We start from the raw sequence: 13,524 nt of genomic DNA, 5'->3' as shown, positions 1-13,524 counted from the left end.
ACCCTCAGCAAAGGAATGTGATCAGCCATGTCCAGACGACCCGCCGCCGTCGCCGCGTCCGTCCTCACCCTTGTCGCCCTCGGCGGAGTCAGCGCCTGTTCCGGCAACTCCTCTGCCTCGGCCGGCACTTCGGGCTCCACGCCGACTGTCAAGCTCATGGCCGGCGGACTCGACAAGCAGATCTACCTGCCGTACCAGCTCGCGCAGCAGCTGGGCTACTACAAGAAGTACGGCGTCAACGTCGAGCTGAGCACCGAGCAGGACGGCGGTGTCGGCGCCGAGGAGGCCATGGCCTCGGGACAGGTCGACATGGCGGGCGCCTGGTACAACCACACCATCGAGTTCCAGGCCAAGGGCAAGGCCGTCGAGGACGTCGTCCAGTTGTCCGGCGCGCCGGGCGAACGCGAGATGTGCACCAAGAAGTCGGGCGTCACCTCGGGCGCCGACTTCAAGGGCAAGACCCTCGGTGTCACCGACCTGGGGTCGGGCACCGACACCCTCACCCAGTTCCTGGCCGCCAAGAAGGGCGTCAAGACCAGCGAGTTCCACCGGATCGGAGTCGGCGCGGGCTCCACCGCCATCGCCGCGCTGCAGAACGGGAAGGTCGACTGCGTGATGACGACGCAGCCGACGGTCGCCGCGATCCAGAAGAAGGGCGTCGGTACCTCCGCCATCGACCTGGCCACCACGCGGGGTGCCACGGCGGCGCTGGGCGGTGCCTTTCCCGCGGCCAGTGTGCTCGCCCGCACCGACTGGGTGAACTCGCACAAGGACACCGTGCAGAAGGTCGTCGACGCGCTCGTGGCCACCATGCACTGGATCAACACCCACAGTGCGGCCGACATCGCGAACAAGCTGCCCGCGTCGTACGTGTCGAACCAGTTGGTGACCAAGGCCGACTACATCGCGGCCCTGACCGAGGACAAGGGTCAGTTCCTCCCCGACGGCCTCATGCCGGCCGGCGGTCCGAAGACCTCCCTGGCGACGGAGAAACTGGTCGGCAACGTGAAGGGGTCGGTGGACCTCGGCAAGACGTTCACCAACGACTTCGCCCTCCAGGCCGACAAGACCGAGGGCTTCAATACCACCACGATCCCGGCAGGCCCGAACGGCTGAACCCCCACCCGGCACGGGCCGCCCAGGTGACCTCCACCTGGGCGGCCCGTCCGTGTCGGGCCGGGGCTCACCTGATCGCTCAGCGGACCGGCAGTGCCGTGGTGTGCTCCTCGCGCACGGCCTGCAGGGAGCGGGGGTTCAGACCGAGCAGGCTCAGGATCGTCGGTGCGATCTGCTTGGTCTGCACGCTCGCGGAGTCGCGCACGCCGTCCGGAACCGAGGCACCCGACACCACCAGCGGAACGTCGAGGTCGTCAGCGTGGGCGCCTCCGTGCTCGGCGATCTTCTTGGTGCCGCCGGTGTAGACAACGCCGTACTGCGCGAGGCCGAAGATGTCCGGGACCCGGGCGTCGCCGGCTTCGACGTGGAAGTAGCGGGCCGCGGCCTTCCCTGCGTAGACCTTGCTGAGCCCGCCGCGCGTGAAGCCCTTGGGCGCGGCATTGATGTCGGTCCCGGTGCCGCTCTGCGCCAGCAGGTACCTCTTGGCGAACTCGGCGGCAGCCTGCGAGCGGTCGGTCAGCCAGAGCAGCATCGCGTCGTCGTCCACGGAGTGCGCGACCAGCTCGCCGGCGGCGGGATGGAGTTTCTTCCAGGCGGCGTTGAGGCCGTCCAGCAGCGGGCCGTCGTCGATCCGGGTGAGCGCGGTGGGGTCGGTGGGCGACTGACCGTGCTTGGCGGACAGGATGACCGTGGTGCTGCCGGCCAGGTGCTGCATGGCGATCTCAGCAGTCAGGGCACCGATTTGCGCGTTGACGAAGTCCAGGTTCTTCGCCAGCAGCGGTCCGGGCACGTTCTTGGCGGTGTAGCCGCCCTTGAGGCCGTCGGAGGCGGGCAGCTTCTGCGCGGTGGAGACCGACTGGAAGTTGAGGCCGAAGATCGCCGGGGTGCCGACCTTGTGGGTACGGCTGTGGTCGTAGCCGTCGATCTCGTTGAGGACGGCCTTCACCTTGTAGCCGTCGTACTGCTCGGTGGCCTTGTTGTCCTTGGTCCAGTCGACGCCGGCCTGGTAGCCGAGGGCATCGCTGTTGATCTCGGGCGTGAACAGGTCCTGGATGCCGGTGCCCGAGGGCCCGTTGAGGATTTCGTACGCCGCGTGCTTGTCCGACCACGCGGTGCGCAGGCCCGCGCTGCGGGCCACCTCGAAGACGGTGTTCACCTTGAGGTAGGAGTGCGGGTAGACCGGTTGGCAGGTCTTGGGGTCGACCGGCAGTTTGGAGGCGTTGATCAGGCTCGCCGGGTGGCCCGTCATCGACAGGATGCTGTCCGGCAGGCCGGTGAGTCCCTGACCAGCGTCGATGGAGGCCTGGTTCTTGTCCAGGTCCTCCGTGAGGTCCACCTCTACACCCGGCTTGACGGCCTTGCAGCTGGTGGTCCCGGCGGGCAGGAGCGCCGCGTTGTAGGTGTCGTCGTAGTAGACGCCGGTGGTGCCGGGGCCGCCGCCGGTGGCCTGGGCGACCATGCCGGGGAAGGAGTCGGACGGCGTGGTGGTCCTGGCGTGGGTGTACTCCACACCGCCGCCGACCAGCCGGGCCAGCGCGGAGTTCGGGTTCCGGGAGACGTACCAGGCCAGGTCCGACTGGTGCAGTCCGTCGACCGAGATCAGCAGGACGTGCCTGGCGGGGGCCTGATGGTGGGAGGCGGCGAACGCCGAGGGCTGGACGGCGGTCACGCCGGTCAGGACTCCGGCAGCAGCGAAAACGGCTGCGAGTCTGTCATGACTTCTGGACATTTGTGCATCTCCCGGCTCTTTGGGGCGCGTTGCGAGGGCCCGGCCCATCAGAGTCGCGCCTTGCGTACCGGAAACGGCGCATGTGTGAACGCACACGGAAGAAGCGGTCGTGTGTTCATCAAGCAGGTCTGCTTTTCTTCAAGACCGAAGGACGGCGACAGACCTGTCGAGCAGCCACGGCCCCCCTCACCCGGACGACTCCTGTGCCTCGTCCCGGTCGACGGGAATGAGCAGGGTGAAGGTGGCGGGGCGGGCACTGGCCAGGGAGATCCTGCCGCCGAGCGAGACGGCCAGGTCCCGGGCGAGAGCCAGGCCGATACCCGCTCCCGGTCCGCCCTCGGTGTGCCCCCGGTCGAACAGCCGGGCCGGCTCGCCCGCCACGGCACCCTCGTCGCTCACGTCGAAGGCCAGGGCGTCCTCCAGGTCCCGCACAGTGACCCGGACGGTGCCGCGCCCATGCACGCGGGCGTTGTCCAGCAGGATGCCGAGCACCTCCGACACGGGCGCGCCCGGGACCAGGACATCGGTCGGTGTGCCCCGTGCGGCGCGCTCCAGGCGTCTGCCGTCCCGGGCGAACAGTCCGTGCCAGCGTTCCTCGGCGTCCCGCAGCAGTTGCCCCACCGCGATCTTCCCGGCTGCGGAGGAGGACACCTTGCCCACGCCCGACAGACGCAGCACCTCCTCCACCGTGTAGTGCAGGCGGTGGGTGGTGGCCAGTGCTTCGGCCAGGACGGGTCGCAGCCCGGCGTCGTCGTCCTGGGCGAGGCCCGCCTCCAGGGCGAGTTGCAGACCGGTGAGCGGGGTGCGCAGCTGGTGGGAGGCGTTGGCGGTGAAGTCGCGTTCGTGGCGGAGGAGTTCGGAGAGGCTGTGCAGCATCTCGTTGTGGGTGCGGGCGACCTGGTCGATCTCAGCGATGCTGCTGGGGGCGGCACGGGCGTTCAGGTCGCCCTCGGTCACGGCCCGGCAGTGGCGGGAGAGGTCCTCCAACGGGGCTGCCAGCACCCGTGCCTGACGGCGGGCGACGACGACCGCGACGGCCAGCGCCAAAGCCGCCACCCCCAGCAGCACCACCCACGCGACGAGGACGCGGTCGCGCACGGAGGCCGCGGGGGACGAGGCCCGCACGACGCCGATCACCTTCTCGGCGTGGGAGACGGGCACGGTGACCACCAGGTCGCCGCCCGAGTGGCCTCGTACGGCCTCTCCGCCCAGGGCACGACGGACCGGGGCGTCGCCCGAGCGGGGCCCGCTGCCCGCCCGCAGCCGCGACTGCGGGTCGTACAGGCCGAGGCGCCCGCCCGCCGGGGGCCTCGGCAGTTCCGCCGGGTCACCGGCCGCGTAGTCCGGGCTCACCCGTACGGCCCCGGCCAGGGCGGACCGCTCGAGGGTGTCGCGCTGGCCGGCGTACAGGGATGCCCTGATGGCCAGGGCGAGCGGGACCGCGAGGAGGACGACGGCGACCAGAGCGGCGGTCAGGGCGACTCGCACCACGCGCTGTCTCATGGCCCCATCATGCGGGCCGTTCACCTGGACGGTCGTGCTGCGCCACACGCTTTTGCCGTCCTCTAACCCGTCGCGGGCGGGGCGTTAACCGGCCTCTCCCTAGCGTCGGTGCTGTGGATCGTCCGGTCCGAGGGCTCCCCCTGGAGGGCAGTGGTCATGGCAGCACGCACACGGACGTACGCGGTCGTCGGACTGGCCCTCGTGGCAGCGGTGACTGCGGGCTGTTCCGGGACGGGCTCGGGCTCGGGCTCCGGTTCGACGACGTCCCCGGCCGGTTCCTCCTCCGGAGGCGGCGGCGGGCAGAACAACGCGGCGCCCACCGAGTCCAACCCTCCCGGCGACATCCCCGACAACCAGGCCTTCGTCGCGTACCGGCCGAGCGGCGGTTCCTTCACCGGCTTCACGGTCAAGGTGCCCGAGGGCTGGGCCCGCACCGGCCAGGGCAGTACCACCGTGTTCACGGACAAGCTCAACTCCGTGAAGATCGCGGCGGTCTCCGCCAACAGCGCGCCGACGACCGGCTCGGTCACCGACAAGGTGATACCGCAACTGCGCTCCCAGGTACCGAAGTTCGCCGCTCCCAAGGTGTCGGAGGTAACGCGGCACTCCGGCCGCGTGGTCCTGCTGACCTACCAGGGCGATTCGGCGAAGGACCCGGTGACCGGCAAGGTCGTGCGGGACGCGTTCGAACGGTACGCCTTCTATCGCGCCGGGCACGAGGTCGACCTGACCCTGTCCGGCCCGGTCAAGGCCGACAACGTCGATCCCTGGCGCATCGTCAGCGACTCCTTCGCGTGGCGGTGAGCGCGGTGCCAGTCGACTCGTACGACTCCCGCGACTCGGCCGACGATGTGCTGACGGCCCGAGAGCTGTACCGCTTCTACCGGGCCGGCGAGGAGGAGACGCTCGCGCTGCGCGGGGTGTCCCTCACGGTGCGACGCGGTGAGACCGTCGCGGTGGTGGGACCTTCCGGGGCCGGAAAGTCGACTCTGCTGGCGTGCCTGGCCGGACTCGACGAACCCTCCGGCGGCGAGGTCCACGTGGGGGACATACGGATCAGCCACCGGCCGGAGACCGAGCGGGCCCGGCTGCGCGCCCGGCACATCGGCGTCCTGCTGCAGACCCGCAATCTGCTGCCCCACCTGAACGTGCGCGACAACGTCCGCCTGCCGCAGCAGACGCTGGGCCGCAGGGCCCCCGTCCCGGCCGAGACCCTGCTGGCGCAGGTGGGACTGGCCGGGCGGGCACGTGCCCTGCCCCGGCAGCTGTCCGGCGGCGAGCTGGCGCGGGCAGGGCTCGCCGTCGCCCTGGCCAACGCGCCCGCCGTCCTGCTCGCCGACGAACCGACCGGTGAACTGGACGGCGAGACCGAACAGTTGGTGCTCTCCCTGCTGCGGGAGCGGGCCGCGGAAGGCTGCGCGGTGCTGCTCGTCACGCACAGCGCGGAGGCGGTCCGGGTCGCGGACCGGGTGATCACCCTGACAGACGGCAGGGCCACCGGTGCCCCGCCGTCACATGACCGCGAGGAGGCACCCGATGTCGTCGGATGACGTGCTCGTCAGCTGCACGGACGCGGCCCTGACCTTCGGCCGGGGAGCCCAGGCGGTGGTGGCCGTGGCCGGCGCCGACCTGACGATCCGGGCCGGGGACCGGCTCGCGGTGGTCGGCCCCTCGGGATCGGGGAAGAGCTCGCTGCTCCATCTGATCGCCGGACTCGAACAGCCCACCCGCGGCACCGTCACCCGTGCCTCCTCCCTCGGGCCGTACGACATCGGCCTCGTCTTTCAGGGTGACAGCCTGATCCCCGCCCTGAACGTGGCCGAGAACACCGCCCTGCCCCTGGTCCTCACCGACCACGCGGAGGACGAGGCCAGGCGGACCGCGCTCGCCGCGCTCGCCCGGGTGGACGCCGCCGACCTCGCAGCACGGCTGCCCGAGGAGATCTCCGGCGGCCAGGCCCAACGGGTTGCCGCCGCCCGGGTGCTGGCCCAGGCGCCCCGCCTGATCCTCGCCGACGAACCCACCGGCCGCCTCGACCACGCCACCGGCGCCCGTGTCCTGGACACCCTGCTGACGGCCGCCGACCACACCGGCGCGGCCCTCGTCGTCACCACCCACGATCCGGCCGTCGCCGCGCGGCTCGCCGTCCGGCGCAGCATGCGCGACGGACGGCTGCTCGCGCCCGAGGAGGTGTCATGATCACCGCATGGGCTCGCGGGCTGGCCCTCCACCGCACCGGCCGGCTGCTGGCCGCCGTGGCAGGCGTCACGCTGGCGGTCGCCCTCGTCGCCGCGCTCGGCTCCTTCCTCACCGCGTCCAAGGCGACCATGACCCAGCGCGCCCTGCGCTCGGTCGCCGTGGACTGGCAGGTCCAGGTACAGCCCGGCGCCGACCCGAACGCCGTCCTGTCCCTCGTCCAGAAGACTCCCGGCACCCGCACCGCGCTGCCCGTCGGCTTCGCCCACACCAGCGGCTTCACCGCCCGTGTGCAGGGCAGCACCCAGACAACCGGCCCCGGTGTCGCCCTCGGGCTGCCCGACGGCTACCGTGCCCGCTTCCCGGACGCCGTCCGTACGCTGTCGGGCTCCTCCACCGGCGTCCTTCTGGCCCAGCAGACCGCCTCCAACCTGCACGCCGCCCCGGGCGACACCATCGGCATCCAGCTTCCCGGTGCCGGCCTGCGCCGGGTGAAGGTGGACGGCGTGGTCGACCTGCCCCAGGCCGACTCCCTCTTCCAGACCGTCGGCGCCCCCAGCCAGTCGCAGCCGACCGCGCCCCCGGACAACGTCATCCTGCTGCCCGCCGCCCGGTTCGCCTCCCTCACCCGCGGCGCCACGGCCGTCACCGCCCAGATCCACGTCGCCCGCGGCAACACCGGGCTGCCCTCCGACCCGGCCGCCGCGTTCTCCTCGGTCACCGGTGCCGCCCACAACCTGGAGGCCCGCTCGGCAGGCACCGCCCTGGTCGGCAACAACATCGGCGCCGCCCTCGACTCCGCCCGCCAGGACGCCCTGTACGCCCAGGTTCTCTTCCTCTTCCTCGGCGTGCCGGGCGCGGTCCTGGCGGCCGCGCTGACGGCGGCGGTCGCCTCGGCCGGCGGCGAACGGCGGCGCCAGGAACAGGGGCTGCTGCGACTGCGCGGGCTGCGCCCCCGGCAGATCACCGGTCTCGCGGGCCTGGAAGCCGCCCTCATCGGCCTCGCCGGGGGCCTCGCGGGGCTCGGTGTCGCCGCGCTCACCGGCCGTCTCGCGTTCGGTGCGGCCTCGTTCGGCGCGAGCGCGGGCTCGTGGACCGTCTGGTACGCGATCGCCTTCGTGCTGGGAGCCGCGGTGGCCGCCGCTGCCGTTCTGGTCCCCGCGCTGCGGGACCTGCGCACGGTCACTGTCGCCGACGCCCGCAAGCAGGAGGGCGTACGCCCCTCCCGGTCGCCCTGGTGGCTGCGGTACGGCTTGGACTTCGTGCTCCTGATCGGCTCGTGGCTGGTCTTCCGTGCCTCCTCCGGCAACCAGTACGCGCTGGTCCTCGCCCCCGAGGGCGTTCCCAGCATCTCCGTGTCGTACTGGGCCTTCCTCGGCCCCGCCCTGCTGTGGATCGGCGCGGCCCTGCTGCTGTGGCGCCTGACCCTGCTGGTCCTCGCACATGGCCGTCCCGTTCTGACCCGGCTGGCCCGCCCGCTGACCGCGACCTTGGCCGGGACCACCGCGGCCGTACTGACCCGGCGCCGGCGACCGCTCGCCCGCTCGGTGGTGCTGCTCGCTCTGGCTGTCTCCTTCGCCGTGTCCACCGCCGTCTTCAACGCCACGTACCACCAGCAGGCCGAGGTCGACGCCCGGCTCACCAACGGCGCCGACGTCACCGTCACCGAACCGCCCGGGGCACGGGTCCCACCCGCTTCCGGAGCGGCCTTGAAGATCTCGGGTGTCCGGCACGTCGAACCCCTTCAGCACCGCTTCGCCTATGTCGGCTCCGACCTCCAGGACCTTTACGGCGTCCGCCCGGACACCATCGCCAAGGCCACCTCGCTCCAGGACGCCTACTTCGCCGGCGGGACCGCCCGGCACCTGATGCAGCGCCTTGCCCAGTACCCGGACAACCTGCTGGTCAGCGTCGAGACCGCCAAGGATTTCCAGCTCTCCCCCGGCGACACCGTCAACCTGCGCGTCCAGGACGCCCGCACCAAAGCCCTGCACACGGTCCCCTTCCACTACGCGGGCATCGCCAAGGAGTTCCCCACCGCCCCCAAGGACAGCTTCTTCGTCGCCAACGCTTCCTATATTGCGAAGGCCACCGGCAGCGACGCGGTGGGCGCCTTCCTCCTAGACACCGGTGGCAGCCACCAGAAGCAGATCGCCGCGCAGCTGCGCGGGCAGCTAGGCACCGGTGCCACCGTCACGGACCTCGCCCAGACCCGCGGGACCGTCGGCACCAGCCTGACCTCGGTCGATCTGGCGGGCCTGACGCGCATCGAACTCGCCTTCGCCGTGCTGCTGGCCGCGGGCGCCGGTGGACTCGTCCTCGCCCTCGGGCTCGCCGAACGCCGCCGTACCTTCGCGATCGCCACGGTCCTCGGCGCGCGGGCACGTCACCTGCGCGGCATGGTCCTCACTGAGGCCCTGCTGCTGGCCGCCGGCGGTCTCGCCGGAGGCGCCCTGATCGGCTGGGCCCTGTCACAGATGCTGGTCAAGGTCCTGACCGGCGTCTTCGATCCGCCACCCGCCGGCCTCTCGGTCCCCGGCGCCTACCTCGCACTCACCGGCACCGCCGCCGTCGCCGCCATCGTCGCCGCGGCCCTCAACGGCATCCGCACCACCCGACGCCCCGCCGTGGAGGAGCTCCGCGACCTGTGAACACTCCCCGCACGCACGACGGGCCCGTCACCCCGTCCACTTCTAGGCTGTGGTCCATGCGCACGCCCGCCGCACCGGACCGCCATCGCCACCGTGTCCTCGTCGTCGAGGACGACGACACCATCGGCCGCCATCTGGATGCCGGCCTGCGCGGCCACGACTACGCGCCGACATGGTGCCGGACAGGGGCGGGCGGGCTGGCCGAGGCCGCGCGGGCACCGTACGACGTGCTGCTGCTGGACCTGGGGCTGCCCGACATGGACGGCCTGGACGTGGCCCGGGATCTGCGGGCCCGCCTCCCCGATCTGTTGATCGTCGTGCTGACCGCACGGACCGAGGACATCGACGTCATCGCCGGACTGGATGCCGGGGCCGACGACTATCTCGTCAAACCGTTCAGCATGACCGTGCTGCTCGCCCGGCTGCGAGCGCATCTGCGGCGGCAGGCAGTGGCTGCCCCGGCCCCGAAGCCGGTGCGGCTTGGCGATCTGGTCGTCGACGTCTCCGCCCGGCGATGCGCGCTGCACGGTGTTGAGATCCCCCTGCGGGCCAAGGAGTTCGACCTGCTCGCGGTGCTGGCCGAGCGGGTCGGCAAGGCGGTGTCGCGGGAGACATTGATGGCCGAGGTGTGGGACGAGAACTGGTTCGGACCGACCAAGACACTCGACGTGACAATGGCGGGCCTGCGACGCAGGCTGACCGAGGCAGTGCAGGCCGGGGGCGGACCTGTCCGCCTGCCGGAGATCACCACGCTGCGAGGGCACGGATACCGGCTGGAACGGCAGCCGGATCCGGTGGATTGAGAAGCGGCTGACGTGTCCGCGAGCAAGGACAGGTGGGGAACGTGACGTCGAGTGCGGCATCGCTCGTACCGGTCAACATCACCCTCGGTGTCCTGCTCGCCGCTCTGCTCCTGGCGGCGGCCGTGGTCGCGGGGCGGTTCCAGCTCGATCCGTACCCGTACAAGAGCCGGGCCAGGGAGATCCTCGTCGCCGGGCTGCGGGCCGCGGCCCAGCTCGCCGTCGTGTCAGTGGTCATCGCGTGGGCCGTCAAGTCCGTGGCAGGGCTGCTGGCGTTCCTTGCCGTCATGTTCTCGGTGGCGGTGCGTACGGCAGGACGGCGAATCACCGGCGACCACACCTGGTGGCTCACGGCCGCCCCGATCGCCGCCGGCGTGGTGCCGGTCGTCGCGGCACTGCTGCTGACGGGGCTCGTCCCGCTGCGAGGCATTGCACTGATCCCGATCACGGGCATCCTCATCGGCGGCGCACTCACCGTGACCGTCCTCGCCGGACGTCGTGCCCTGGACGAACTGACCCAGCGCCACGGGGAGGTGGAAGCCGCGATGGCCCTGGGCTTCCTGGACCGGGACGCACGGATGGAGATCGCCCGCCCTGCGGCATCGGAGGCACTGCTGCCGGGCCTCGACCAGACGCGGACGGTGGGGTTGGTCACCCTCCCCGGTGCTTTCGTCGGCATGCTGATGGCAGGGGCGAGTCCCGTGATGGCCGGGGCGGTGCAGTTGTTCGTCCTGATCGCGCTCATGGCAGTGCAGTCCGTCGCGGTCGCGGTGACGCTCGAACTCGTGGCCCGCCATCGCCTGCACCGCCCGCCGACCGGATCGCCACGCAGGGCGAGGCGGCCGATGAAACGGCTGCCACGTCGCTGACGCCGGGGACATGCAGGGCCGCTGGAGCGGACCGTGCAAGGGCGTTCCGCCGTCTCAGAGCACTGAACGGCGGGCAAGCACCCCCAGGACCAGCAGCCCCGGTGCCATCGGCAGCCATCCGGTGAGCAGGCGGTAGCCGATGACCGCCGAGATCGCCGTCTGCCCCGGCGCTCCGGCGGCCGTGAGCGCGAAGGCGAGCGCCGCGTCCAGCGACCCCAGGCCACCGGGCGTGGGAAGCAGGGCCGCAGCCCCGCTGGCAACGAGGTACGCCATCACGACATGGCTGGTGGGCAACGCGAGACCGAGCGCACGGACGACGGCCACGACCACTCCCGCGTGCAGCAACGCGAACGCGACCGACCCGCCCCACAGCGCGCAGGCCCGCCCTCCGGAGCGATGCACCTCCCGCACGTCGGTCACGGCCCGCCCCACCGCCCGCCTGATCCGACCGCTGGTCATCACCGCCGGCACGATGATTGCCGCCACTAACGGCACCAGGACCAGCACGTGGGGGATGCGTGCCGACAGCGGGACAGCGCCCGGTGATGCCACCAGCAGGACGACGCCCAGCACGCACCGGACGATCCCGCCGACAGCCGCCTTCACCGCCAGCGCGGTCGCCGAGCGCCTGGTGGACAGACCGCACCGCGTGAGGAACCGCAGGTTGACCAAGCTCGCCCCGGCTCCCGCGGGCAGGATGTGGTTGGCGGCGCAGGCCGCGAACTGAGCGGCCACCAGCCGTCCCTTCGGCAGCCGCTCGACGACCGCCCCCTGCTGCGCCACGGCGGCGCACACCCACGTGGCGAGAGTGGCGAAGCAGGCGAGCACGAGCCACTCCCCGTCGGCGGCGGCCAGTTGGTCGGTGCCGCTGTCGAGGGTGGCCCGGTGCGCCGCGAGCATGCCGCCGGCGGCGGCGAGCACCACGAGGGTGATGCCCAGCCGGACGTAGGGGCGCCTGCCCGCGGTCACGGTCACGCTGTCGGACACGGTCACCGCGGTCACCGCCCCTGCCGGACGACGGGAGCGACGTAGGCGTGGAGAACGCCGGCCCGCTTCATGGGCCAGGTGCGCGCGTAGGCGGGCGGACGGTCGCCGGGCTGGGTGAGGACGGCGAGGGAGGTCCGGTGGGCGGCCCGGGCCAGCGCGGCCGCGGTGGTGCTGGTGTCGTGGCCGTCGGTCTGTGCCGAGCCGCAACCGGTGTAGAAGGCGATGGGCACGGCCTCGTAACCGCTGAGCAGGCACGGTGGCCGCACGCCGAGCGTGTGGAGGGCTGAGGCGGTGCGGGACCAGTTCTCACGGTGGGCGGCGGAACTGCGCACGGTGTGTTCCAGGACGACGTACTGCACGGCCAGATGAGCCGCCAGACAGGCCGCGACGAGGCTCACGGCGACGATGCGTGCGCTCCCCCGGGTCGGGGCGCTGACCAGGTGCGCGAGGCCGTGGGCGACGGGGAGGGCGAGCAGGGCGTAGGCGGGCAGCAGGAAGCGGGGGGCCGCGTAGCCGATGAGGAACAGGTAGGGGACGGCGGCCGTGACCGCGCAGGCCAGCGGCAGCAGGACGGGCAGGGCGCGGCGGGCCCGGACGGCGGTGACCGCGCCGAGCGCGGCGAGGGCGGGCAGCGCGAACCACCACACGGTCACCACCGGGTTGGGGGCCGATCCGGTGCAGGGGCGGCAGAGGGTACGCCCGCCGAGACTGTGCAACTGGTCGACGACCGCCAGGTGCAGACCGAGACCGCCCTGGATGCGGGAGGCGTCGGAGAGGCGTTGCCCGAGGCCGCCGTAGCTCATGTATGCCTCGATCACCCACTCACCGGCGCCGGCCAGCAGACCTGCGGCCAGAACGGCGAGAAGGCGGGGGCGGCGCATTGCGAGGGCGAGGGCGAGCAGGGGAAGCATCACGTACACGGCGTCCATCGGGCGCATCCATGCCATCAGCGCCGCGCCCGCGAACACGCCCCACCAGGCTGCCCGGTCCCCTGCGTTCGCGCGGACCCGCAGGAAGGAGCCGACGCAGGCCAGGGCGCCGACGGCGACCCAGTAGTTGGGCATGGCCTGCGGGCCGTAGAACAAGGTCACCCAGAGGGAGGCGAACAGGGCACCCGCCAGCGCCAGGACGCGCGGCATGACGTGGGCTCGCCAGATACGCAGGGCGAAGTAGAGGCCCAGGCCGGAGAGGACCGCCAGGTAGACCCTGAGAAGAGCGGTGGAGTCGGACCACGACGCGATCGGCACGGCGAGCAGAGGGACGCCACGGGCGCGGGGCGCGCTGAAGAAAGCGGCGGGAACCTGGCCGCTGACCTGGCTGACGTAGACCGTCTCGTCCCAGCCGAGACCAAGATCCGGTCGTACGAGGACGATCTGGGCGAGCGTGAAAGCTCCCGCGACCGCCGCGAGCCAAGGTTCGCCCCACCGGCGCCGAGGCCGGGCCGTCCACGGCGGGAAGCCGGTGCGAGAGGCACCGGTCAACGTGACGTTCGGGCCGTCGGCCATCCTGCACCTTTCGTCGTCACGCGCCCCGGAAAAATGATCTCCTACACGTCGTAGAAGGCCACTGCACCGTACGGCTCGTCGGTTAGAGACGGGTGAGAGGAGTCGTCTCCCTCCACCCCTGTCCACGGTGAGGGGACGGCGGCCCGCAGCCCACACGAGAGGGCCCGA

The 13,524-nt window shown here is 71.9% G+C and carries 11 protein-coding genes; 7 read left to right on the top strand and 4 right to left on the bottom strand.

Annotation, left to right across the window (positions count from 1 at the left end; all coding sequences use genetic code 11):
• Positions 1 to 27 precede the first annotated feature (27 nt).
• Positions 28 to 1,116 carry an ABC transporter substrate-binding protein gene (locus tag ABZT03_RS32595; RefSeq protein WP_356046101.1) on the top strand — a complete coding sequence of 363 codons (1,089 nt, stop codon included), beginning with the start codon at positions 28 to 30 and terminating at the stop codon, positions 1,114 to 1,116.
• A 79-nt stretch (positions 1,117 to 1,195) separates the two neighbouring features.
• Here the strand turns inward: ABZT03_RS32595 and ABZT03_RS32590 are convergent, their stop codons facing one another.
• The gene (locus ABZT03_RS32590; protein WP_356046098.1) at positions 1,196 to 2,785 is read right to left on the bottom strand and encodes an alkaline phosphatase family protein; all 1,590 of its coding nucleotides are present in this window, start codon (positions 2,783 to 2,785) and stop codon (positions 1,196 to 1,198) included.
• A gap of 246 nt (positions 2,786 to 3,031) precedes the next feature.
• Positions 3,032 to 4,348 carry a HAMP domain-containing sensor histidine kinase gene (locus ABZT03_RS32585; RefSeq protein WP_356046096.1) on the bottom strand — a complete coding sequence of 439 codons (1,317 nt, stop codon included), beginning with the start codon at positions 4,346 to 4,348 and terminating at the stop codon, positions 3,032 to 3,034.
• A gap of 156 nt (positions 4,349 to 4,504) precedes the next feature.
• Between ABZT03_RS32585 and ABZT03_RS32580 the strand changes: the two genes are divergently transcribed.
• Genes ABZT03_RS32580 through ABZT03_RS32555 form a run of 6 tightly spaced genes read left to right on the top strand, consistent with a single transcriptional unit; the run spans position 4,505 to position 10,864 of the window.
• Positions 4,505 to 5,152, top strand: coding sequence for a hypothetical protein (locus ABZT03_RS32580; protein ID WP_356046094.1), 648 nt, complete (start codon positions 4,505 to 4,507; stop codon positions 5,150 to 5,152).
• A 5-nt stretch (positions 5,153 to 5,157) separates the two neighbouring features.
• Positions 5,158 to 5,898 (top strand): ABC transporter ATP-binding protein, encoded by a 741-nt coding sequence (locus ABZT03_RS32575; RefSeq protein WP_356046092.1) that lies wholly within the window; start codon positions 5,158 to 5,160, stop codon positions 5,896 to 5,898.
• Positions 5,885 to 6,547 carry an ABC transporter ATP-binding protein gene (locus ABZT03_RS32570; protein ID WP_356046091.1) on the top strand — a complete coding sequence of 221 codons (663 nt, stop codon included), beginning with the start codon at positions 5,885 to 5,887 and terminating at the stop codon, positions 6,545 to 6,547. The genes ABZT03_RS32575 and ABZT03_RS32570 overlap by 14 nt, the downstream gene beginning before the upstream one ends.
• A complete protein-coding gene (locus tag ABZT03_RS32565) occupies positions 6,544 to 9,195 on the top strand; it encodes an FtsX-like permease family protein (protein WP_356046089.1) in 2,652 nt (883 codons plus the stop codon). The genes ABZT03_RS32570 and ABZT03_RS32565 overlap by 4 nt, the downstream gene beginning before the upstream one ends.
• A 56-nt stretch (positions 9,196 to 9,251) precedes the next feature.
• A complete protein-coding gene (locus ABZT03_RS32560) occupies positions 9,252 to 9,998 on the top strand; it encodes a response regulator transcription factor (RefSeq protein ID WP_356046088.1) in 747 nt (248 codons plus the stop codon).
• A 41-nt stretch (positions 9,999 to 10,039) separates the two neighbouring features.
• Positions 10,040 to 10,864: an ABC transporter permease gene (locus tag ABZT03_RS32555; RefSeq protein WP_356046087.1), complete on the top strand. Its 825-nt coding sequence runs from the start codon at positions 10,040 to 10,042 to the stop codon at positions 10,862 to 10,864.
• 54 nt (positions 10,865 to 10,918) lie between these two features.
• Here ABZT03_RS32555 and ABZT03_RS32550 read toward each other — a convergent pair whose 3' ends face one another.
• The gene (locus tag ABZT03_RS32550; protein ID WP_356046085.1) at positions 10,919 to 11,857 is read right to left on the bottom strand and encodes a YbhN family protein; all 939 of its coding nucleotides are present in this window, start codon (positions 11,855 to 11,857) and stop codon (positions 10,919 to 10,921) included.
• Between the two features lie 5 nt (positions 11,858 to 11,862).
• Positions 11,863 to 13,356 carry a hypothetical protein gene (locus tag ABZT03_RS32545; protein ID WP_356046084.1) on the bottom strand — a complete coding sequence of 498 codons (1,494 nt, stop codon included), beginning with the start codon at positions 13,354 to 13,356 and terminating at the stop codon, positions 11,863 to 11,865.
• Positions 13,357 to 13,524 lie beyond the last annotated feature (168 nt).

The sequence above is a fragment of the Streptomyces sp. NPDC005574 genome, assembly GCF_040605435.1.
Taxonomy (GTDB): Bacteria; Actinomycetota; Actinomycetes; order Streptomycetales; family Streptomycetaceae; genus Streptomyces.
This window is presented reverse-complemented; position numbering and strand designations above follow the sequence as displayed.

Bases quoted from the DNA above. Each gene is read 5' to 3' on its own strand.
- ABZT03_RS32565 (WP_356046089.1), top strand. From the start codon at position 6,544: ATGATCACCGCATGGGCTCGCGGGCTGGCCCTCCACCGCACCGGCCGG.
- ABZT03_RS32545 (WP_356046084.1), bottom strand. From the start codon at position 13,356: ATGGCCGACGGCCCGAACGTCACGTTGACCGGTGCCTCTCGCACCGGC.
- ABZT03_RS32570 (WP_356046091.1), top strand. From the start codon at position 5,885: ATGTCGTCGGATGACGTGCTCGTCAGCTGCACGGACGCGGCCCTGACC.
- ABZT03_RS32595 (WP_356046101.1), top strand. From the start codon at position 28: ATGTCCAGACGACCCGCCGCCGTCGCCGCGTCCGTCCTCACCCTTGTC.
- ABZT03_RS32585 (WP_356046096.1), bottom strand. From the start codon at position 4,348: ATGAGACAGCGCGTGGTGCGAGTCGCCCTGACCGCCGCTCTGGTCGCC.
- ABZT03_RS32560 (WP_356046088.1), top strand. From the start codon at position 9,252: ATGCGCACGCCCGCCGCACCGGACCGCCATCGCCACCGTGTCCTCGTC.
- ABZT03_RS32580 (WP_356046094.1), top strand. From the start codon at position 4,505: ATGGCAGCACGCACACGGACGTACGCGGTCGTCGGACTGGCCCTCGTG.